Origin of the sequence: Burkholderia sp. PAMC 26561 (assembly GCF_001557535.2) — a bacterium.
GTDB lineage: Bacteria > Pseudomonadota > Gammaproteobacteria > Burkholderiales > Burkholderiaceae > Caballeronia.
The window spans coordinates 82,786-104,913 of record NZ_CP014315.1; the positions used below are offsets into that span (position 1 = coordinate 82,786).

Genomic DNA, 22,128 nt, shown 5'->3' on the forward strand with positions numbered 1-22,128 from the left:
TCTTTTTTGTTGTGCCTTCATTTTTGAAGTAACATTCGGTCACCGTTGCCTGATTCATCCATTTCCACTTTTCCGGGAGCCGCCATGTCTGCATCGAACTATGAGCAACACAACACCGCGCTGTTGATCGTCGATCCGTACAACGACTTCATGACCGAGGGCGGCAAGCTCTTCAACGCGATCAAGGAGACCGCGGACGCGTCGCACATGTTCGACAATCTCCGCCAGATCATCCCCACGGTGCGGGCAGCAGGCATTCAGGTTTTTATCGTTCCGCATCACCGCTCGCATCCCGGCGACTTCGATCATTGGCAGCACATCAACATGTTCCAGCAGGCGGGACTGCCGACCAAGGCGTTCGAAGTCGGCACGTGGGGCGGCGAGTTCAATCCGGAATTCGGTCCGCAACCAGGCGATGTCGTCATCAAGGAACACTGGGCGCAAAGCGGCTTCGCCAATACGGATCTCGACCTGCAACTCAAGCAGTATGGCATCCAGAAGATCATCCTTGTCGGCCTGATCGCGAATAGCTGTATTGAGTCCACGGGCCGTTTCGGCATGGAGCTCGGCTATCATGTGACGCTCGTAAAAGACGCGACCGCTGCATTCAGCCATGCGGGAATGGTCGCGGCGCAAACCAACGCCCCCATGTTCGCGCACGCTATATTGACGACTGACGAGTTGTTATCGAAGCTGCCAGTGCATGTTGCGTGAACCCGATTGTTTGATAGCGGAGAGGAAGGATGAGTTGGGACGAGGTTTGCGAAAGTGTCTGCCCCATCGCGCGCTCGTTGAGCGTGGTGGGTGACCGCTGGACCCTGCTCATTCTGCGCGAACTGAGCATGGGCTCGCGGCGCTTCGAGGAAATCCAGGCGCAGACGGGCATGTCGTCGTTTTTGTTGTCGACACGACTGAAGCGCCTCGAGAAGGACGGCGTGATCGAGCGGCGCCTGTATAACGAACGGCCGCCGCGATACGAGTATCACGCAACGGCCAAAGGCAAGGATCTCGATGAAGTCCTGCTCCTGCTTCGTGCGTGGCAAATGAAGTGGGACGACCCGCAAGGCAAGGCGGAACCGGCGGTGCATCTGGTGCATAAGCGCAGCAAGAAGGTTGTCGATGCATCGTGGCGGCCGACTCCAGGCAGCAAGCCATTTTCTTTTGACGATACCCACGCGACCATCAGCCCTGCCTTTGCGGCGGAAAGAGAAGAAAGGAAGGCGGCGTTCCTGGCGGCACGGCGCAGCGGCGATTCGTGAACGGTCTGGCGCGCTGCCGTAAAAAGCCGCACTGATTTACGGCGGTCACGCCGATCAATTTTATACAAGCGTACAGATCAGGTTTTCACTAAGCTCACGAGTTTGAAGCGCACCCCTTGCCGCCGCAGAAAGGACCGACTCGTGAATCAGCAAGCTGTATCGACACACAAAGAACCCGCCCTCGGCTTCTCGAGCGACAACATTGCCGGAGCTTCGCCGGAAGTCCTTGAAGCCATGGTGGACTGCAACACGGGCCAGTCAACGCCTTACGGCGGCGATGCGCTCACGGCGCGCGTCGAACGCAAGCTTGCCGAACTGTTCGAGCGCGACGTGGATGTGTTTCTCGTGCCTACTGGAACGACGGCAAACGCGTTGTGCCTCGCGGCCATGACGCCGCCCTGGGGCAGCGTCTTTTGCCACCCGTCGAGCCATGTCAACAATGACGAATGCGGCGCGCCCGAGTTTTATACGAACGGCGCGAAGCTGATTTCTGTCGACGGGCCGTCCGCGAAGATCGACCCCGTGAACCTGCGCAAGGCCGCGAACGTCAAGGTCGGCGACGTCCACGTGACGCAGCCTTCGTGCGTCAGCATCACGCAAGCTACGGAAGTGGGCAGCATCTACAGCCTCGATGAAATCCGCGAACTGGGCGACCTCTGCCGCGCATCCTCGATCGGCCTGCACATGGACGGTTCGCGCTTTGCGAATGCACTCGTCTCGCTCGATTGCACGCCCGCTGAAATGACATGGAAAGCAGGCGTCGACGCGCTGTCTTTTGGCGCAACAAAAAATGGTGTTCCATGCGCTGAAGCCATCGTTTTGTTCGATAAAAAACTGGCCGCCGAGATGGGTTACCGGCGCAAGCGCGCCGGCCATCTGTTCTCCAAGATGCGCTTTCTTTCAGCACAGATGGACGCGTATTTGACCGATGATCTATGGCTGCGCAATGCACGCCAGGCAAACGACACCGCCCGGCGCCTTCAGGACGGCATCAAGGACCTGGAGGGCGTGGAGATCTTCGGCGCGCCGCAAGCGAACATTCTCTTCTGCCGCTTGCCGGCAGCGGTCATTGAAGGGCTTCTGGCAGCGGGGTTCGTGTTCTACCACGACCGATGGGAACCGGGCGTGGTGCGCTTCGTGACGTCGTTCGCGACGACCACTGAAGACGTCGATAACCTGATCGCCAACGTCGCGCGGCTTGCCGGTTAAAACCGCATGAAGCGTATCAATAGCGCGATGGCGCCACGCCGAATGCACGCCGGAACGCGCGGTTGAAATGGCTCTGATCGTAGAAACCGACGTCCTGCGCGACATCGGCAATGCTTCGCGACGTTGAATGCAAAATAGATGCGGCCTGTTCAAGCCGCAACCGCACGAGCCACGCGTGCGGCGTCATGCCAACGGTCTGCCTGAACAGCTTGAGGAAATGAAATCGCTCCAACCCACAAAGCGCAGCGAGTTCATCCAGCGTGATCTTGTGCGCCAGATGCGCGTGGCAATAATCTTTCACGCGATGCCAGTCCTCGGCGCGCAACCTACCCTTGACCGACTGCGGCGCGACCACGCGCGATTGCGTGAACAAGCGGTCGAACAACGTCAACCATTCCGATTGCAACGCCAGCGGCGACGCTGCGGCACTTGCCTGCATCGTGCTGTGCAGGTTGATCAGACGCGCCGCCAGTCCGGCGTTTTCGAGGAGCGCGCCGGCAGGGGTCGGTTCGGCATTCGAGCCCGAGATTTCTTCGGCCACGGCGCCAAGAAGCTCGGGCGATAAACGAAAAGTCTTGAGCACATATGCGCCGTCGCCATACCGATCGCCATCGTGTATCTCGCCCGGCGGCATGAGCGAGATCCGTCCGGGCGCGAGAAATTCCGTATTGCCACGATGCCGCTGCCGCTGGACTCCCTCGGTCACCATGCCCACGTGGTAATCCAGATGATAATGACGCTCGAAGCGAAAATCCGAAAAACGCGCCTCGCCAAGCACAAGACCGGGAGTCAAGTTGCTACGATGGTAGGCGACGCTATCTGGCATATTCCGATGGCTGCACGTGATTCGAAACCTGATTCTAGCGTCGATTCATGCAGCGGGCATTCCGACCGATTCAGCATAGGATTTGCCGCACGCCAGCTCTTTGACGTATGAAATTAAAATCGGGCAATACCCCGTCCACGAAGCGCTGTTTCGAGAATGTTCGTCCGGCGCGATATGATCGGGAAATACGAGCGACGCTCGAAAGCCATCGTGATCGATTTTTGAACGACAAATAAGCGCCCCAGTCATGCCCAGCCGGGCGTAGGCAGAGTCTCGGCTGCGACTGGTGCATACCAGCAACTACAGGAACAACGGGTCACAAGCTTTGGATATTTTCTATTACTGGAAAGATTATGCGTCGGACATCAAGGAAGGGCGCATCGGGACATTGGGTTCAAACGGCGACAAGCTGGAGGGGATGAAGGAACGTCTCCCCCGCAAGGTCTGGACGTTTCTGACCCCAAAGACAATGAAGGGCAAGCTCCAGTTGATCGGCTCGTTCCTGGTGACAGATACGAAGCCCGAGAACTTCGTGCCCAAGTGGAAGCACAATCTTTTCTACGATGCCGCGTCCCCAAAAACGGTTCTTTATCCGGATTCGGGGACCCTCGAGCATATCGAGGAAATCAGCGACTTCATCAATACTCGCTTTCATCCGGCCGTTCGCGCGAGATTCCAGGGTGACAAGGCGCTGCTTGAAATGGAAGCCGATGTGGTGCGCGGCCTGGAAAAACTCGTCCAGAACTACGAGACCGTTCAGTTGATGGATGGCCTGAAGAAGTGACCGTCTGATCTTCCGCGGCCAGCGGCGCGCGGGAGTGATGACGGTTTTGCGAGCAATCCAAGCGGGAGAATCACGTGCCGGTCGACCAACCAGACGATCCATCTTCCTCGCGACGGGCAAACGACGCCTCATCAAGCAATGCGTTCCCGTTTGAAATAAGCGACGTTCACTTCCGCATGCTCGTCGATGCGGTCCAGGACTATGCGATCTTCATGCTCGATCGGCTCGGGCATGTGGTGAGCTGGAATCGCGGCGCGCAAAGTATCAAGGGTTATACGGCCGGCGAGATCGTGGGGCAGCACTTCTCCGTGTTCTATACGCCCGAGGACATCGCGATCCGCAAGCCCGAGACCGAACTGGCGCTTGCGGAGGCCGAGGACCGCATAGAAGACGAAGGCTGGCGCGTGCGCCAGGACGGGTCGCAATTCTGGGCAAACGTCACGATCACGGCAATACGCGCGCCCGATGGCGCGCTTCAAGGCTTCGCGAAAGTCACGCGCGACATGACCGACCGTCTCCGGCTGATCGATTTGCAGCACACCCGCGCATTGTCCGCGCATGTGCAGAGCGCCCGGGAGGAGGAACGGGCACGGATCGCGCGTGAACTGCATGACGACCTCGGCCAGCAACTGATCGCACTAAAAATGGATGTTGCGATGCTGGATCGGGTTTTATCGCATGGCACTGACGACTCGCGCCTATCAAAATCGCGCACGCATCTCGTGCAGGACAAGATCGATTCCATCATTGCGGCCACGCGGCGCCTAGCCGGCGGGTTACGGCCGTCCATGCTCGATGACCTGGGACTCGAAGCCGCGATCGAATGGCTTGCAGGCGAGTTTCGCGGCCGCTATCAACTGGTCATCTCGGTGAACAATCTGGCGGGTCCGCTGGATTTATCAGCGACGGCGGCGACAGCCGTTTTCCGCCTTGTGCAGGAAGCGCTGAACAACGTCACGCGTCATGCGCAAGCCACGTGGGTTCGCATCGAAATGCGCCTCACGCATGATCACCTGCAGCTCGATATTGAGGATAACGGCAAGGGCACGACGATCGACCGGAACCGCAGCAAGGACAGCTTCGGACTTCTCGGCATGCAGGAACGCGTGCATGAATTGCAAGGACGGATTGCTTTTGAAAGCGCGCCGTCCGACGGCTTTCGCATCCATGTCGAGCTGCCGCTCGACGTGGTCAACCGAAAGACGCAATGAGGCTTCAGTCCTCCAACGGCGCGAGCGCTTCCACCGGCATCTTCCGCTCGCCGCCAATGTCGACCTTCGGCACGAACAACAAGAATCCCACCGCGAATAGTGCAATCACGAAGATCGAGACGAACGTCAGGTGCAGCGAGTCGTGCAGCACCTGACGTATCGCGTCCCCGCTGCCCATGCTCCCCGCCTGGTTCTGCAGCAAGGCTTTCAATTGATCCGATGTCACCGCGGCCACGTCCTTTGAATGGCTCAACCCGAAGTTCAGGACCGCGCCGAACAAGGTCGCCCCGAGCGTGCTTCCCAGATTGCGCGAGAACAGGTTCGATGCCGTCGCGCTGCCGCGCTGCGCGACGTCCACGATCTCCTGGATCAGCATGAGCGAACTGACGCTGGACGTCCCCATGCCGAAGCCCATGATCAACGACCCGAACGCGGCGATCAACGGCGAACTTCCCGGTGACAACGTCAGCAAAAACACCGCGCCGATAGGAATGAATGCGCTGCCCCCGATCAGGATGGGCCGTAATCCAAAGCGATGCAGCGACTTCGCAGCAAAGGTCGCGCCGGCGGGCCAGCCGACCATCATCATCGTGAGGGCGAGGCCTGCAATCACCGGCGAACGGTGCAACACGCCCTGCACGTACATGGGAAGGAACGTCGTCGATCCCATCAGGATCATGCCGGACAGTACCGTCGAGCCATTGCACGCGGCAATCGGGCGGCGGCTCCAGAGCGCGAATGAAATCATCGGTTCGGCCGCGCGTTTTTCCTGCATCAGGAAGAACAACAGGCACACCACGAACGCGCCGCCGGCCATGGATGCCTTGGCGATATCGTCGTCACCTGCGTAGGTCAGCGCCATCATCAACGAAGCAATGGTGACCATGAACAGCCCCGCGCCCGCGAAGTCGATGGACGGTTTTGCATGCCGTTCCGACTCGCGCAGGAACATGATGAAACCCGCCGCCGATAAAAGCCCGATCGGTACGTTCATCCAGAAGATCCACGCCCACGAGAAGTCGTGGATGATCAACCCGCCGACCATGGGTCCGACCACCGCTGAAATAGCCCAGACGCTGGCGAGATACCCCTGCACCTTGCCGCGTTCGCGCGCCGGGTAAAGATCCGCGACGATGGTCAGCGTGACCGGCTGGATCGCGCCTGCGCCTACGCCCTGGATCAGGCGGAACACGATCATGGCGGGCATGGACCACGCGAAGCCGGCGAGCACCGACCCGATCAGGAAAATCGCAATGCCGATGAGCGCAATCGGCTTGCGGCCGTAAAGGTCCGCGAGCTTGCCGAAGATGACAGTCATTGCGGTCTGCGTCAGGAGGAACGACGAGAAGACCCAACTGTACAAATGCAGGTCGCCGAGTTGCGCGACGATCTGCGGCATGGCGGTGGAAACAATGGTGGCTTCAATGGCGACCATTGCCATTGATGCCATCACCGATGCAATGACTAACGGACGCGACGTCTGCTGGTTGCGGGGCATGAAGTTGTTGTAATGGGGAACGTGGAGACGGCGCGGGGTCGTTGCCGCCGCGACGCGTGAAACGGTCGCAGCAAGGCGGCCAGCCGTAAGTATGAACCCTGCTAAGGATATTCGCTCGACGGGATAGCGCAGACACGCGCGCCACGCCTAAACTTGCGGCATACGAGGCTCTTTCATCCACCGATCATGAATTCATCGAACGAGGTTCACGCCCGTGCCTTGCTTGCCGGAAAGTGCCTGTGCGGCGCGGTCCGCTACGCGGTGAGGGACGAATTCGTCTATGCGTTGAATTGCCATTGCTCGAATTGCCGGCGCGCAACAGGCTCGGCTTTCAAGCCGTTTGCGGGCATCGAACGGCACAAGCTCACGCTTGTGCAAGGTGAAAACGCGCTGCTGATCCACGGCGATCCACGCGCCGCGCACGACGTCCATTGCAGGCATTGCGGCTCGCTCATGTACTCCGTCGTGCGTGAAGGCGCGTTCGCTCATGTGACGATGGGCACGCTGATGGATAGCCCCTCCATCCGTCCCACGGCGCATATTTTTGTTGGATCGAAAGCGCCGTGGTACACGATCACTGATTCATTGCCGCAATACCAGGAGTTCGATTGAAAGAACGGTCAGGGGCCCTGCAGAGTTTCTTCAAGACCCGTCAAGCCCGGATTCTTTCCAGCCCCGGCAACCAGACACGCAACAGGGAATAGAGCCGGTCCAGATCGATCGGCTTCGCCAGATAATCCGTCATCCCGGCCGCGCGCGCCTGTTCCTGATCGTCTTTCATCGCCTTCGCTGTAATCGCGATGATCGGCAGGGTCTTGAAGCGGGCATCGGTACGAATGCGGCGCGTGGCTTCGAGCCCGTCCATTGCGGGCATCATCACGTCCATCAGCACCAGGTCGATATCCGTCACCTCGTTGAGCTTGTCGATGGCTTCAAAACCGTTGCGCGCGATATCGACCGTCATGCCCTTGTGTTCGAGCGCGCTGCTCAGCGAAAAGATGTTGCGGATGTCGTCATCGACGAGAAGAATGCGGCGGCCCTCGAACACGCGATCACGGCCGCGCACGGTTTTCAGCATGGTTTGCCGCTCGGTGGACAGATCGGTCTCCACCTTGTGCAGGAACAACGTGACTTCATCCAGCAAGCGCTCGGGCGAGCGCGCGCCCTTGATGATGATCGAGCGCGAGTACTTGAGCAGATCGGCTTCTTCCGCGTGCGTCAGGTTACGTCCGGTATAGACGATCACCGGCGGGAACGAATACATGTTCTCGCCCGACATGCGCTGGAGCAGCTCGCCTCCTTGCATGTCCGGCAGTTTCAGGTCGATGATCATGCAATCGAAAATGGTCGTGCGCAGCAGCGCGAGCGCTTCCTCACCGAACTCGACGGCGGTGATGTCGATGTCATCATCGCCGATAAGCTGCACGATACTTTCGCGCTGGCGGGCATCGTCTTCGACCAGCAATACGCGCTTGACCTTCTGCGTGAACTTGTCTTCCAGCTTGCGGAAGATGTCCTTGAGCTGGTCGCGCGTGGTCGGCTTGACTGCATAGCCAATAGCGCCAAGATGCAGCGCCGCCTCGCCGCTGTCGTTGGCGGAGACCACGTGCACGGGGATATGACGGGTCTGCGGCCCGTCCTTAAGTTGTTGCAGGACCATGAGCCCCGAACGATCGGGCAAGCCGATATCGAGCAGGATTGCGTCGGGCAGATGCTGCGCGACGAGTTGCATGGCTTCGGCCGCGGTTTGCGCCACCAGACAGCGATAACGCATTTCGTGCGCGAGGTTGTACAGGATGCTCGCGAATGCCAGGTCGTCTTCGATCACCAGCACCGAGCGTTTTCCCAGATTGGCTTCGTGCCGGTCGTCGTCATACGCGGCGACGGCGACGGTCGCAGTCTCCACGAGCGGCGCCTCGACACGGACGACGGGTACGGGGACCGCACGCGGCGGCGCCACGACAGGTGCGCTCTCCGCCACTTCACTGATATCCGTCCAGCGCGCCGGCAAGATGAGTTCGAAGGTGCTGCCCGCGCCCAGCGCGCTCGTCACGTGGATAGTGCCGCCCAGCAGTTTCGCGAGATCGCGCGAGATGGAAAGGCCGAGTCCGGTGCCCCCGTATCGACGGCTCGTGGTGCCGTCCGCCTGACGGAAGGCTTCGAAGATCGTCTCCTGGTTTTCCGGCGCAATGCCGATACCCGAATCCTTCACCGCGAAGCGCACACGATCGTCGCCCGTGCGGCCCAACGTCAGTGAGATGGCGCCGGTATCGGTGAACTTCAGCGCATTCGATATCAGGTTCTTCAGGATCTGTTCGAGCCGCCGCGAGTCGGTGAAGATTGAAGACGGCGTGCCGGATTCATTACCGACCGTGAACGTCAACCGCTTCTGACCCGCGAGCGGTTCGAAGGTCCGCTGCAACGATTCCGTCAGGCGCGCGAGCGATACTTCTTCCGGCGCGAGTTCGAGCTTGCCCGCCTCGACCTTGGAGATATCGAGAATATCGTTGATGAGGTTGAGCAGGTCGTTGCCTGCCGAATAGATCGTGTTTGCGAACTTGACCTGTTCGTCGCTGAGATTGCCATTGTGGTTTTCGGACAGCAGCTTTGCGAGGATCAGCGAACTGTTCAGCGGCGTGCGCAACTCGTGCGACATGTTCGCGAGGAATTCGGACTTGTAGCGGCTCGCCCGCTGCAAGTCTTCAGCGCGCGCCTCGAGTTCGGTCTGCGCCTTGTTGAGCGCTTCGTTTTTCTCATCGAGCGTCAGCGCCTGGAACGTGAGCTGCTCATTGATGGTTTCGAGTTCGGCCTTCTGATTGTTCAGGTTGGATTGCGACTCTTCGAGTGCGGCGGTCTGCTCTTCCAGTTCTTCGTTTGCGGAGCGTAATTCTTCTTGCTGGACCTGCAACTCTTCGTTAAGTTGCTGCGTTTCGGCGAGCACATCCTGCAGACGTTCACGATACAACGCCGCTTCCACCGAAGCGCCTACGTTCGCCGATATCAGCTTGAGCAACTCGACATCGCGCTTCGACGGTGTCTGCATGAAGCCGAGTTCGATCACACCGTTCACGGCGCCGTCGTTGTCGATGGGCGTCATCACCACGCTTTTAGGCGGGCTGGTTCCAAGTCCCGACGTGACCTTGAGATAGTTGTCGGGGATATCGTCGAGTTCCATCAGCCGGCGGCTCTCGGCCACTTGCCCGACAAGTGTCTCGGCGTTCTCGAAGGATTGTTCGCGCGCCTCGTTCTCGCGGCTGAAGCCATACGCGGCGACGCGGCGCAGCTTGCCGCTTTCATCGCGCACGTAAAGCGCTGCGACCACCACGCCAAGATACTGCGAAAGGAACTCGAGCATCGCGCGGCCGAGGCGCGGCAATGTCTGCTGGCCGACCAGACTCTCTGCGAGCTGGCTCTGCCCGGTTCGCAGCCACGCCTGCTGATGCAGGACCTCGTTGTGTTCGGCCTGTGCCTGCAGCGCGTTATCGTAGGTCTCGGACAGCTTCATCAACTCGCGACGCCCGAAGATGGCAAGCATCGCGCTCAAGGACAAACTGATCGCAAGGAAGATGGCGACAGCCGTGATCGTGACCTGCTTCGCGGTCGCGGCGCGCTCCCAGCGCAGATTCAGCTCCACGTCCATGAAGTCCTTGAACTCGCGGCGGGTCTCGTCGAATTCAAGCTTGCCGCGCCCGGTGCGCAAGATCCCGACGACGTCCTGATTTGCCCGCCGCATGGCGATGGTCTGTTCGGCAAAGCGTTCCCATTGCGTTTGCAACGCTTCGATGCGCTTCAGGCGTTCGACCTGCGGCGGGTTATCGCTGACCAGGTCCATGAGCGTCGAGAGCTTTGCGTTGAAGCTCGCCTTGCCAAGCTGGTAAGGGGCAAGAAAGCTGTCGTCGCCCGTGAGCAGGAAACCGCGCTGGCCGGATTCACGATCGACCGCAAGCTTGATCAGGTCGTTGCCATCACCGATCACCCGCTCCGAATGTTCGAGCCAGTTCATGGCCGAGAGCAGATAGAACAGCAGGCCCACGAACACGGCCGCAGTGGCGATTCCCGCGCCAAGCGGCAAGGCGATGTTGCGTCGGATGATACGGCGAAAGCTGTTCTGATCGACAGCACTACGATCGGGCATTGCGTTATCCCTGTTATTGAATTGAGCGCATCGGGGGCGCGGTTCCTGCCGGTGTAATGGGTGCGCGGCGCGTTCCGGAACCAGGCCGCCGCGCCTGCTGGCGCAGATCATACATTTTCTGCAACGCGCTGTCGGCGATGGAAAGCGATGCGCCTTTCAGGTAAATTTCATTCAGAGCAATAGCCGGAAAATCGGCAATTTATGGTTATTCAGCAACGATTAAAGCGGTAAATATTTCCCAGCCAGCATCGCGCGTTTCCAGCCGAAGCCCGGTATTTTTTTGTATTGGAAACCGGCATGCAACAGCGCGCGTTTGACACCGCCGGCGCTCGTGTAGGTCGAGAACGTTGCGCCTTCGTTCGCTAGCGCCCCGAGCGACTCGAACACCGATGGCGTCCATAGCTCCGGGTTTTTGGCGGGCGCAAAACCATCGAGATAAAACGCATCGGCGCGAAATTGCAGCGTAGGCAAGACAGTGACCGCGTCGTCGAATATCAGTGTCAGGGTGATGTCGTCATCGAAGGCGAGCGTGTGCGTGCCGGGCGTGAGGTCGGGCCATGCGTTGGCGAGCGTTTGTGCGAGCGCTGCGACGGGTGCATCGTCTATGGTGGCTGCGTGCGTGAGACGGAGGTCACTGGCGGAGAACGGATGCTTTTCCACGGATACGAAGTGCAGACGGCCGCCACGCAGTGGATCCGCGCGCCATGCAGCCCACGTCGTCAGGAAATTGATGCCCATGCCGAAGCCGGTTTCCAGCACGGTGAAATCGGGGCAGCCCTGCCATCGTTCGGGAAGGCCGTTGCCTTGCAAGAAAACGTATTGCGCCTGCGCAACGCTGCCCACGACGCTGTGATAAATGTCGCCATAAAGCGGCGAATAAGGCGAGCCGTTCGGGCGGAATGCAACGGTTGCGGGAATCAGCGGTTCGGACATGGATGGTCGGTAATAAACGCGGTGATGAACGCGCTGATAAACGCGCTGATAAACGTCAAGGCAGCATCGATCTTACGATCCGTGCGAGTTTTTCGACGGCGGCATAGGCCTCGGTCGGCGGCACGCTTGCGTATCCCAGCACGAGACCGTTGTACGCTGCGATGTTTGTATCGGCAACACAGAATTCGCTGACCGGGACCGCCCATAACCCTTCGGATCGTGCTGCGCGACAGACGTCCACATCGCGCAAGGGCGAGTTCAGTCGAGCCGTCAGGTGCATGCCGCCTGCTCCGCCCGATACTGTAAGCAAATCCCCGAAGTGCTGTTCGAGCGCGACCTGCAGCGCAACGCGCCTGCGCGAATACAGTCCACGCATGCGCCGCAAATGCCGCGTGTACGCGCCGCTTCGCATGAAGTCCGCAAGCGCGAGTTGATCGGCGGCGCGGCCTTGCCGTGATATTTCACCGAGCGTGCGTTCGAACTCGCGGGATAGTCCGGGCGGCACGACCATGAAGCCGATTCGCAGCGCGGGAAACATCGTCTTGCTGAACGTGCCGAGGTAGATCACAGGGGTATCGCCGGCGAGTCCCTGCATGGCCGCGAACGGTGAGCCGGTGTGACGGAACTCGCTGTCGTAGTCGTCCTCGATCACCCACGCTCCGTGGGCGCGAGCGTCCTCGATGATCTTCATGCGACGTTCAATGCTGAGCACGCTTCCAAGCGGATATTGATGCGACGGAGTCACGTAGATCAGTTTGGGCGGTGACTGCGCCCAGTGTAAAGGCGTGGGCGCGATGCCATCGGCATCGACAGGTATGGATACGAGCGACAAGTTCGCCCCCTTGAACGCCGCACGCGCACCGGCGTACCCAGGATCCTCGACCCACACGCGCTCGCCGGCATCCGCCAGGATGCGCGCGCAAAGATCGAGGCTCGTCTGCGTGCCATCGGTGATGAAAACCTGATCGATATCACAGCGCACGCCCCGCGAAACCTTGAGGTAATCGACCAGCGCCTGCCGGAGCTCGGGTGCGCCGGCGCTGTTCGCATAACCCAGGTCTGTTGCTTCGAGCTTTCGCCATGCGCGGGCGATGGCCGCGCGCCATTGCGTCATCGGGAATTCATCGAGGGCCGGCAAGCCCGGACGAAACGATACCGCAATAGGGCTTGTCTGCGGCTCGCGCCTCAATCCATCGATACGTCGCGAAAGTTGCGCCGGCTGAGGTTTCTTCGCCGCGGGGTTCAATTGCGTCTGAGCCCTGACGGAGGCCACGACCGAACCTCGCCGGGTGACGTGCAGGAAACCTTCTTCGGCGAGTTGCTCGTAGGCGAACATGGCCGAGTTGCGCGCAATGCGAAGTTCGTTCGCAAGCACCCGCGTGGCCGGCAAGCGCGTGCTTGCGGGAAGCAGGCCATCTAGAATGGCATCGCGCAACGCTTCGTAAAGCAAACGCTGCTGCGTGATCTTCCGGCCATTCAGTCGGTGTGAGAACGACGAAAAAAGTAAAGCGAGGTCCATGAAATGGTGGATCGTCAGAAATGTGTGGCTCTAAATAAATCGGAGTTATTGGGTCTATCATTGGCGCCATCGGCATTTTATTCTTATACCAGAAGCTGGAACCACACGAACTCGCATCGCAAAACCATTTACCTGGACGGAGAATCGATTGAGCACGTTCCAAAATGAATTCGCACAGCCCATTGGCGCACCGCTCGCGAACTGGAAAGGCGCAAAGCCGCCGTCACGCGTCACGCTCGAAGGACGCTATTGCCGTCTGGTTCCCGTCGATCCGGCCGCGCATCTGAACGATCTGGCCGAGGCTTACGACTCGGCTGCCGATGGCCGCGACTGGACGTATCTCGCAACAGGGCCATTCAGCACGCTCGAGGCTTATCAGGCGCATCTGGAAAAACTCGCATCCAGTTCGGACCCGCTGCACTTTACGGTGATTGATGCCGCCAGCCGCAAGGCGCTCGGTACGCTCGCGCTGATGCGCATCGACGCGGTGAATGGTGTGATCGAGGTCGGATTCATTGCGTTCTCGCCGTTGCTGAAGAAGACGCGCATTGCAACCGAAGCGATTTTCCTGCTGATGCGTCATGTCTTCGACGATCTGGGCTATCGGCGCTTCGAATGGAAGTGCGACTCTCTGAACGAACCATCGCGCGCTGCGGCCAAGCGCTTCGGCTTCACGTTCGAAGGCATCTTCCGGCAAGCGACGACCTACAAGGGACGCAGCCGCGACACCGCGTGGTTTTCGATCATCGACCCGGAATGGCCGGCGTTGAAGACTCGCTACGAACGCTGGCTCGACCCAAAGAATTTCGATGCCGATGGCGCCCAAATCGAACGCCTTTCAACGCCGCAGAGCGCTAAATGACCGACACAGTCTGCATACGACCAATAGAGCAAGCCGATTACACCGCATGGAAACCGCTATGGGACGGCTACAACGCGTTCTATGGCCGAGCCCGGGAAACCGCGTTGCCGCAGGACATCACGGACGCGACATGGGCGCGATTTTTCGATGCCGACGAACCCGTTCACGCGTTGGTCGCCGAACGCGACGACAAGCTGATCGGCCTCGTGCATTTCATCTATCACCGCAGCACGACCCTGCTCGGTTCCATTTGTTATCTGCAAGATTTGTTCACGGCAGAAGATGCGCAGGGACATGGCGTGGGCCGCAAGCTGATCAACGGTGTCTATGCGAGCGCGAAAAGCGCAGGCTCCGAGCGCGTGTATTGGCATACGCACGAGACCAACTTCACGGCAATGAAGCTCTACGACAAGATTGCGGACAAACCCGGCTTCGTGATGTATCGGCAAGCGGTTTGAACGGTTGAAGCGCGCAATGCGAATCCTCCGGCATCGCGCGCTTACCTTCATCAAGACAAGTGATGCACTTCCTGCAAGCCGTAGACCGGCGTTTCAATGCCTTCCATCCGCGCCTTCAATTGCAGCGATAAATATTGCGAGTAATGCCGCGACTGATGCAGGTTGCCGCCATGGAACCACAGCGCATGCTGCTGCGTAGGCTTCCACATGTTGCGCTGCTCGCCTTCCCACGGCCCTGGATCCTTGGTCGTGGCCGATCCCAACCCCCATACCTTGCCGACCTTGTCCGCCACTTCGCGCGAGATCAGGTCCGCGGCCCGGCCGTTCATCGAGCCATAGCCGGTTGCGTAGACAATGAGATCCGCCTCGAGCTCGCTGCCGTCGCTCAGCACGACCGAATGCTCTTTCAACTCGACCACATCAACGCCGCTCTTCAGCTTGATCTTGCCGTCCGCGACCAGGTCCGACGCACCCACATCAATGTAATAACCCGATCCGCGCCGCAGATACTTCATGAAGAGCCCCGACTCGTCGTCGCCGAAATCGAGCATGAAACCGCGCTTTTCCAGGCGGTCGTAGAATTCGGCATCGCGCTTCTTGATGGCGTCGTAGACCGGGATCTGGAACTCGTGCAGGATCTTGTACGGGATCGATGCAAAGGTCAGGTCGGCTTTCATCGTCGTCATGCCGGATGCCACCGCACGCTCGGAGTAGAGATCGCCAAGCGCGAGATCCATCAGCGAAGCGGACTTCACTATATGCGTGGACGAACGCTGCACCATGGTCACGTCAACGCCGGCTTCCCACAACGCCGCGCAGATATCGTGCGAAGAATTGTTCGCGCCGATCACAACCACCTTCTTCCCCGTGTACGCATCAGGCCCGGGATGTTGCGACGAATGATGCTGCTCGCCCTTGAACACGTCCATGCCCTTGAATTTGGGCACGTTCGCCTTGCCAGACATGCCTGTGGCAAGCACGAGTTGTTTTGGCCGCAGCCTCACCGCCTTGCCGTTGCGTTCGACTTCAACGATCCACTCGCCTGCGGCCTCGTCGTAACGCGCGGACTTGCACATCGTCGAGCCCCAGTAGTTCAGCTCCATCACCTTCGTGTACATCTCCAACCAGTCGCCGACTTTGTCCTTCGGCGAAAACACCGGCCAGTTGTCGGGAAACGGCAGGTACGGCATGTGGTCGTACCAGACCGGATCATGCAGGCACAGTGATTTGTAGCGGGCACGCCATGCGTCACCGGGTTTCTCGTTCTTGTCCACAATGATGGTCGGCACACCAAGCTGTCGCATCCGCGCGCCGAGCGCAATGCCGCCCTGCCCGCCGCCCACGATCAGGCAATACGGCTGCTTCTCGTAACCCAGCGCCTCTTGTTCCGCCGCGCGTTTTTCGGTCCAGCTCGTGCGGTCGATGCGCGCGCCGTGCTCGGCGCCCATCGGGCGCCTCTGGCCCTTGGGTTCCTCATGACCCTTGAGTTCGGTCATCGTGGTGAGCAGCGTCCAGATCAGTCCGTCCTTCACGCGGATGAAGCCCGTTCCCCGCGCGACGCCCGTCTCGAACGTGATCCAAGATTGCGTCACGCCATCGGATTCGGTCGCCGTTTCGTTTTCCGCAATCCGGAGCTTCGAGGGCTTGACCGCATTCAGTTGCGAATCGAGCATCGCTGCGATCTGTTCGCGGCCCTCCATTGTCTTGATGTTCCAGGTGAACGCAACGAGATCGCGCCAGTAGCCCTCAGGCTGGAACAGCGCGGCGGCGGCTGTGGAATCGCCGCTTCTCAATGCGGCTTCGAACGACTCCAGCAACTGGGAGATGGTCTGGTTCGGATTGCTTTCAGGCATGGTCGCTCCTCCATGAGATACGGATCACTAAACATCGGTTAAGTCACGCGGGTTCTTTGCCCGCTGGAAAAGATGCTGCTTACGCTAACGCCGGTGAGGCGCCAGAATTCCCAGCTTCGCGATACGTCTGTAAAGCGTCGCCCGTGAAATGCCTAGGGTTTGCGCCGCGAGAACCGGGCGCCACTTGGCGGCGGTCATCGCAGCAATGATGCGGGTGCGCTCGACCGCTTCATCCTCCGACAGCGAAGGCTGCGGCGCTTCCTTGGTCTGCAGCTTCGGCGCGTTTCTCGCTGCGCGCGCAACGCGCGCATGCAACGGCGCGCCGGAGCCGATCAATCTGAATGAAATGAGGTCGCGTCCCGGTCTTGCATCGAGCAGACGTTCTGCGCGGATATCGAAGAGTTCAGAGACGTGACACGGCATTTGATTCAGTCCCGGCACGCACTCCTTCGCGCGCCGGTTAGCGGCGATCGCGAAACCGCGTGCATCGAACGCAATAAGAATTTCCGGCTGCGCCTCGACGTAATGGCGGTTTCGATGCGCGAGCAACACCCAGCATTGCGTGGTTGCGTCGAGGAAAAAACCGTCTTCGATCAGCAACGCGCTTTGGCGCACGATATGGTTCACGAGCCGCTGGCTCTCGCGCTCTTCCGGCGAACGCACGGCCGAGGCATCCAGCACGCCGATCAATTCGCCCTGCACGCCAAAGATAGGCGACGCGCTGCACGTAAGAGTGGTGAACGCCGCGCGAAAGTGATCGGTCTTGTGGACGGTGATCGCTTCGGCATCCAGCAGCACCGATGCAACGCCGCACGTGCCTTCTTCGCGTTCGGACCAGCATGAGCCGAGATACAACCCTGCGCGCTTGAACTCGTGACGCCGGTCGCGATCGACCCGGTAATCGATGGTCACGCCTTGCGCATCGGTCAGCATCACGCAATAGTCGGCTTCGCGAACGGTCTCGTGCAGACGCGACAGACATTGCCCCGATGCACGCAATACGGTTTCCTCGCGCTGCTGAACATCGCGCAATTCGGGTACGGTCAGGATGCGCGGCCCGACGGTCGCGCCGGGATCGAGATGATATTGCTCCAGAGACCTTCTATACGACGACGCCAGCCTGAGCGAATCGGCGTCCGTGCCGGCATTGAGCACGCGCCCTTCGATCACGCTGCGCACGCGGTCGATATGTCTGGTCGGCGATACATACGGCATGAAGGATCTCCGGCGGCTTCGGCTGTGCTCGAACGTTCACTGGAACATCAACGCATGATGACGTTTTAACATGCGTGTTCCGCGAGATCACACCGCAGTGCACCATCATCGAGAATGAGACGTTTGTCTCAATCGTCATGATTCAACGTCTGCGCAATTCCCCGAGAGCCGCCATCTTCCGGTACAGCGTATTGCGCGAAATGCCCAGCATGCGCGCGGCCGCCGAGACGTTGCCGCCATGGGTATCGAGCGCAGCAGAGACAGCGGAAAGCGCCAGGTCATCCAGACGGCCGCTCTCTTTAGAATGCGCCTGCGACGCCGCGCCTTCCCGCTCGAAGAAATCTTCCGGGAGATGGTCGCGAAGGATAGTGGTTTCGTCGTCATCGAGCATTGCGCAGGCGGTCCTGAGCACGTTCGCCAACTGACGGAAATTGCCCGGCCACGCATGCTGCGTGAATGCTTCAAGCACCTCCGGTGAAACCCTGGTGACGGGGCCGCCCGGACGTTCTGCCCGAAGGATCTTTTCGACTGTCACCGCGAGATCCGTGCGCAGTCGCAGCGGCGGCAACGTCACCAGCAAGCCGTTGATCCGGTAATATAGGTCCTCACGAAACTCGCCGCTGTTCACGCGCTCGCGCAAATTTCGATTGGTCGCGCAAATCAATGCGAAGTCGACCGGCACCGAGCGCGAACTGCCCAGCGGTGTCACCGTGCGTTCCTGCAGTACGCGCAGCAAACGGCTTTGCAACGCGAGCGGCATGTCGCCGATTTCATCGAGGAACAGCGTGCCGCCGTCGGCTTGCAGGATCTTGCCGCACGCGCCGCGTTTCGATGCGCCCGTGAACGCGCCCTCCTCGTAGCCGAACAATTCCGACTCGATCAGCGTATCGGGGATGGACGCACAATCCACCGCGACGAACGGTCCGTCGCATTGCGGCGAATCGCGATGCACCGCGCTCGCGAGAACCTCTTTCCCCGTCCCTGTTTCGCCGCCGATCAGGATCGGAATGTTCTTGCCGATAACCTTGCGCACGCGCTCGACCAGCGCGGCGACCTGCGGGTCGCCGGTCATCAGGTAGCGCAGGCCGGAGAGCTTCGCCTGAGGCTCGGGTGTGCGTTTGCGAGCGGCGACATCGGTGATGTCAGTGGCGTCGGTTGTGAATGCCACTGACGTGGATCGCCTGAAGTCCACGCTTGCAAACACATTCACGCCGCTTGGCAGGCGCAACGACAGCAGCCGATCGCCCGGTGCCGACACGCCGGTGCGCATCAGATCGATCAACTCGCCACACGACACGTTGAGCAACGACGACAGGCTATGCGCCTTCAGCGATGCGAGCGGCAAACCGAATTGAAACTGCGCGCTGCGATTCGCTGAGAGAAAACGTCCATCGGCGCGAAAGGCGGCAATGCCCTCCATCAACGTGCCGATAAACTCGGGACGCCCGTGAAAATGGACGCGCATGGCTTCGGGGAATGCACTGGTGAACAAGTGGTTTTCGATCATCTGCGCCGACATCTTGGCGAGCGCCATGGTGTGACGGCTGTGACCGCGGCAATCGCCGGAGACATCGAGTACGCCGAGCAACTCGCCGAAGGGGTCGAGTATCGGCACGCTGGAACAGGCGAGGAACTGATTGGCGCGCAGGTAATGCTGGTCGCCCAGAATCATGGTGGCGTCGCCGGAGGCGATGGTGGTGCCCACTGCGTTGGTGCCCTGCTGCTGTTCGCTCCACAATGCGCCGGCCCGCAATGCAACGCGATCCGCGCGCGCAAGGAAATCGTCGTCGCCGAGGGAATGGAGAATCAGCCCCTGCGAATCGGTCAGCACGACCATGCTGTGCGTATTCGCAATTTGCCCGTATAGCGTTTCGATGACCGGCAGCGCGTGTGTGCACAGCGTGCGGTTCTGTTCGCGCTTGAGCAGCAGGTCGGGTTCACCGAGCACGCTGTAATCGGGACGCATCGTTTCCGAGAGCCCGTAACCGCGGGACCTTTCGTGAGATTGCCGGACGATGTCGAGTACTTCCATGCGGCCGGCTTGATCGCTCGCAAGCGTACCGGCACGGCCTAGAGAAACCGGGGTCATAACCATTGTCTCCTCCGCCAGCATTCGCGGATGGAGTCGATGCTAAGCTCCGGCCGTCGCGTGGTCGATCGAGACAATGTACCACTAGAAACGGCGTCTTTTCAGCTTCAACCTGTTACATGCTCGACCGGATGTCCGTCGAGCCATGCAGATTCTTTGTCGTCGAATAGGCGCGAACGGGTGAGAAAACGCAGACCGCTCGGGCGTTCCAGCGAAAACATGCCGCCGTTACCCGGCACGCAATCGATGATCAGTTGCGTATGCTGCCAGTATTCGAATTGCGAATCGCTCATGTAGAAAGGCACGCCGGCAATCTCGCCAAGTTTGACGTCGGACGAACCGACCATGAATTCAGCAACCGGAAAGCACATGGGCGCGCTTCCGTCACAACATCCGCCAGATTGGTGAAACAGTATTTGCCCGTGTTCCGCCTTCAGCTTTTCGATTAACTCGATTGCCGCGGGCGTGACTATCACGCGCGAAACTTCGTCTTGGCTCATCAGGGTTTCCACTTAAAGTGTCGGGGAGCGGGCCGCATTGCGTTTGCATGTGCGGCCCGCCATTCAGGCTACCCGCTTTAGAAGAAGCCGAGCGGTTTGTCGCTGTAACTTACCAGCAGGTTTTTCGTCTGCTGATAGTGGTCGAGCATCATCTTGTGATTTTCCCGGCCAATGCCAGATTGCTTGTAACCACCGAACGCCGCGTGCGCCGGGTATGCGTGATAGCAATTCGTCCATACGCGGCCGGCCTGGATGTCACGGCCGAATCGGTAAGCCCGCGTACCATCGCGTGTCCACACGCCTGCACCAAGACCATAGAGCGTGTCGTTGGCAATTTCGAGCGCTTGCGCTTCATCCTTGAAAGTCGTGACCGACACCACCGGTCCGAAGATTTCCTCCTGGAAGATGCGCATCTTGTTGTGGCCTTTGAACACGGTCGGCTTGATGTAATAACCGTTCTTCAATTCGCCATCCAGCGTATTGCGCTCGCCACCGATCAGGCATTCCGCGCCTTCCTGCTTGCCCAGATCGATATACGACAGAATCTTTTCCAGTTGCTCTTGCGAGGCTTGCGCGCCGATCATCGTGCTGGCATTGAGCGGATGGCCCTGGCTGATTGCGGCCACGCGCTTGAGCGCACGTTCGATGAACTTGTCGTAGATGCTCTCTTCAATCAGCACACGCGACGGACACGTACACACTTCGCCCTGATTCAGCGCGAACATGGCGAAGCCTTCGAGCGCCTTGTCGAAGAAGCTGTCGTCCGCGTTCATCACGTCGGCGAAGAAGATGTTCGGGCTCTTGCCACCGAGTTCGAGCGTCACTGGAATCAGGTTCTGGCTCGCGTACTGCATGATCAGGCGGCCGGTCGTGGTTTCGCCGGTGAATGCGATTTTCGAAATGCGTTTGTTCGATGCCAGCGGCTTGCCCGCTTCGAGCCCGAAGCCGTTGACCACGTTCAGCACGCCGGCCGGCAGCAAGTCTTCGATCAGTTCGAGGAACACGAGGATCGATGCCGGCGTTTGTTCTGCCGGTTTCAGGACCACGCAATTGCCGGCGGCAAGCGCGGGCGCAAGCTTCCATACCGCCATCAGGATCGGGAAATTCCACGGAATGATTTGCCCGACCACACCTAGGGGTTCGTGGAAGTGATAGGCAACCGTGTCGTTATCGATTTGAGAAATCGAGCCTTCCTGCGCACGCACGGCGCCGGCGAAATAGCGGAAGTGATCGATTGCAAGCGGGATATCCGCGGCCATGGTTTCGCGTAGCGGCTTGCCGTTGTCGATTGTTTCGGCCACCGCGATGCGCGTCAGATTCGCTTCCATACGGTCGGCGATCTTGTTCAGGATGTTCGCGCGCTCGGTGGGCGAAGTCTTGCCCCACGCAGTCTTGGCCTTGTGCGCTGCATCAAGCGCGAGTTCGATGTCGGCTTCGCGCGAGCGCGGAATGGACGTGAACGCTTCGCCTGTGATCGGCGAAATATTGTCGAAGTATTCACCGCCTACGGGCTTGACCCATTGTCCACCGATGAAGTTGCCATACTGCTTTTTGTACGGGAAGTCGGTGTTCAGGAACTGCATCTCAGCGTGATTCATGTGCGTGCTCCTCGCATGTCGGTGAGTGTGACCGTCACGGCGAACATTCCCGTGACCGGTGGGAAACTGCACGCGAGATGCGTGCCAACTTCCGCATGCCCGACCGGCAAAGAGCGAGTGCAAATCCGGCATAGTTCCATTGCTCCGTTTCGGAACACCTGCACCGGCACACTGTCATT

The 22,128-nt window shown here is 59.6% G+C and carries 17 protein-coding genes and 1 pseudogene; 8 read left to right on the forward strand and 10 right to left on the reverse strand.

The features are described from left to right. Positions 1 to 84 precede the first annotated feature (84 nt). The 3 genes from AXG89_RS34995 to AXG89_RS35005 all read left to right on the forward strand — a co-directional run bounded on the left by AXG89_RS34995 (position 85) and on the right by AXG89_RS35005 (position 2,468). The gene (locus AXG89_RS34995) at positions 85 to 714 is read left to right on the forward strand and encodes a cysteine hydrolase (RefSeq protein WP_075358053.1); all 630 of its coding nucleotides are present in this window, start codon (positions 85 to 87) and stop codon (positions 712 to 714) included. A 29-nt stretch (positions 715 to 743) separates the two neighbouring features. Continuing rightward, positions 744 to 1,259: a winged helix-turn-helix transcriptional regulator gene (locus AXG89_RS35000; RefSeq protein WP_062001479.1), complete on the forward strand. Its 516-nt coding sequence runs from the start codon at positions 744 to 746 to the stop codon at positions 1,257 to 1,259. A 141-nt stretch (positions 1,260 to 1,400) separates the two neighbouring features. Further along, a complete protein-coding gene (locus AXG89_RS35005) occupies positions 1,401 to 2,468 on the forward strand; it encodes a threonine aldolase family protein (protein WP_075358054.1) in 1,068 nt (355 codons plus the stop codon). A 16-nt stretch (positions 2,469 to 2,484) separates the two neighbouring features. Here AXG89_RS35005 and AXG89_RS35010 read toward each other — a convergent pair whose 3' ends face one another. Next, positions 2,485 to 3,294, reverse strand: coding sequence for an AraC family transcriptional regulator (locus AXG89_RS35010; RefSeq protein ID WP_075358055.1), 810 nt, complete (start codon positions 3,292 to 3,294; stop codon positions 2,485 to 2,487). 286 nt (positions 3,295 to 3,580) lie between these two features. Here AXG89_RS35010 and AXG89_RS35015 point away from each other — a divergent pair, with 286 nt between their 5' ends. Both AXG89_RS35015 and AXG89_RS35020 read left to right on the forward strand, forming a co-directional pair. Beyond that, positions 3,581 to 4,078 (forward strand): hypothetical protein, encoded by a 498-nt coding sequence (locus tag AXG89_RS35015; RefSeq protein ID WP_231941511.1) that lies wholly within the window; start codon positions 3,581 to 3,583, stop codon positions 4,076 to 4,078. A 74-nt stretch (positions 4,079 to 4,152) separates the two neighbouring features. Next, positions 4,153 to 5,289 carry a PAS domain-containing sensor histidine kinase gene (locus AXG89_RS35020; RefSeq protein ID WP_075358056.1) on the forward strand — a complete coding sequence of 379 codons (1,137 nt, stop codon included), beginning with the start codon at positions 4,153 to 4,155 and terminating at the stop codon, positions 5,287 to 5,289. 4 nt (positions 5,290 to 5,293) lie between these two features. Here AXG89_RS35020 and AXG89_RS35025 read toward each other — a convergent pair whose 3' ends face one another. Further along, positions 5,294 to 6,787, reverse strand: coding sequence for an MDR family MFS transporter (locus tag AXG89_RS35025; protein ID WP_075358057.1), 1,494 nt, complete (start codon positions 6,785 to 6,787; stop codon positions 5,294 to 5,296). 186 nt (positions 6,788 to 6,973) lie between these two features. Here AXG89_RS35025 and AXG89_RS35030 point away from each other — a divergent pair, with 186 nt between their 5' ends. Next, complete coding sequence (locus tag AXG89_RS35030) at positions 6,974 to 7,399, forward strand: GFA family protein (protein WP_075358058.1); 426 nt, start codon at positions 6,974 to 6,976, stop codon at positions 7,397 to 7,399. 40 nt (positions 7,400 to 7,439) lie between these two features. Here the strand turns inward: AXG89_RS35030 and AXG89_RS35035 are convergent, their stop codons facing one another. The 3 genes and pseudogenes from AXG89_RS35035 to pdxR form a co-directional block, all read right to left on the reverse strand. Then, positions 7,440 to 10,922: a response regulator gene (locus AXG89_RS35035; protein WP_075358059.1), complete on the reverse strand. Its 3,483-nt coding sequence runs from the start codon at positions 10,920 to 10,922 to the stop codon at positions 7,440 to 7,442. A 225-nt stretch (positions 10,923 to 11,147) separates the two neighbouring features. Next, positions 11,148 to 11,855: pseudogene (mnmD, locus tag AXG89_RS35040) on the reverse strand (tRNA (5-methylaminomethyl-2-thiouridine)(34)-methyltransferase MnmD); the annotation flags it as partial. Positions 11,856 to 11,910: 55 nt separating this feature from the next. After that, on the reverse strand, positions 11,911 to 13,374 hold the full coding sequence (gene pdxR, locus AXG89_RS35045) for a MocR-like pyridoxine biosynthesis transcription factor PdxR (RefSeq protein ID WP_075358061.1): 1,464 nt from the start codon (positions 13,372 to 13,374) through the stop codon (positions 11,911 to 11,913). A gap of 148 nt (positions 13,375 to 13,522) precedes the next feature. Between pdxR and AXG89_RS35050 the strand changes: the two genes are divergently transcribed. Both AXG89_RS35050 and AXG89_RS35055 read left to right on the forward strand, forming a co-directional pair. Continuing rightward, positions 13,523 to 14,236 (forward strand): GNAT family N-acetyltransferase, encoded by a 714-nt coding sequence (locus tag AXG89_RS35050; protein ID WP_075358062.1) that lies wholly within the window; start codon positions 13,523 to 13,525, stop codon positions 14,234 to 14,236. Further along, positions 14,233 to 14,694 carry a GNAT family N-acetyltransferase gene (locus AXG89_RS35055; protein WP_075358063.1) on the forward strand — a complete coding sequence of 154 codons (462 nt, stop codon included), beginning with the start codon at positions 14,233 to 14,235 and terminating at the stop codon, positions 14,692 to 14,694. Before AXG89_RS35050 ends, AXG89_RS35055 begins: the two co-directional genes overlap by 4 nt. Positions 14,695 to 14,744: 50 nt before the next feature. Here AXG89_RS35055 and AXG89_RS35060 read toward each other — a convergent pair whose 3' ends face one another. The 5 genes from AXG89_RS35060 to adh form a co-directional block, all read right to left on the reverse strand. Then, positions 14,745 to 16,547, reverse strand: a complete 1,803-nt coding sequence (locus AXG89_RS35060; RefSeq protein WP_075358064.1) for an NAD(P)/FAD-dependent oxidoreductase — start codon at positions 16,545 to 16,547, stop codon at positions 14,745 to 14,747. Positions 16,548 to 16,631: 84 nt separating this feature from the next. After that, positions 16,632 to 17,762, reverse strand: a complete 1,131-nt coding sequence (locus AXG89_RS35065; protein ID WP_119024767.1) for a GAF domain-containing protein — start codon at positions 17,760 to 17,762, stop codon at positions 16,632 to 16,634. A gap of 142 nt (positions 17,763 to 17,904) precedes the next feature. Continuing rightward, complete coding sequence (locus tag AXG89_RS35070; RefSeq protein ID WP_086386616.1) at positions 17,905 to 19,794, reverse strand: sigma-54-dependent Fis family transcriptional regulator; 1,890 nt, start codon at positions 19,792 to 19,794, stop codon at positions 17,905 to 17,907. A gap of 164 nt (positions 19,795 to 19,958) precedes the next feature. Continuing rightward, the gene (locus AXG89_RS35075; RefSeq protein ID WP_075358066.1) at positions 19,959 to 20,351 is read right to left on the reverse strand and encodes a DUF779 domain-containing protein; all 393 of its coding nucleotides are present in this window, start codon (positions 20,349 to 20,351) and stop codon (positions 19,959 to 19,961) included. A gap of 77 nt (positions 20,352 to 20,428) precedes the next feature. Continuing rightward, on the reverse strand, positions 20,429 to 21,949 hold the full coding sequence (gene adh, locus AXG89_RS35080) for an aldehyde dehydrogenase (RefSeq protein ID WP_075358067.1): 1,521 nt from the start codon (positions 21,947 to 21,949) through the stop codon (positions 20,429 to 20,431). Between the last annotated feature and the right edge of the window lie 179 nt (positions 21,950 to 22,128).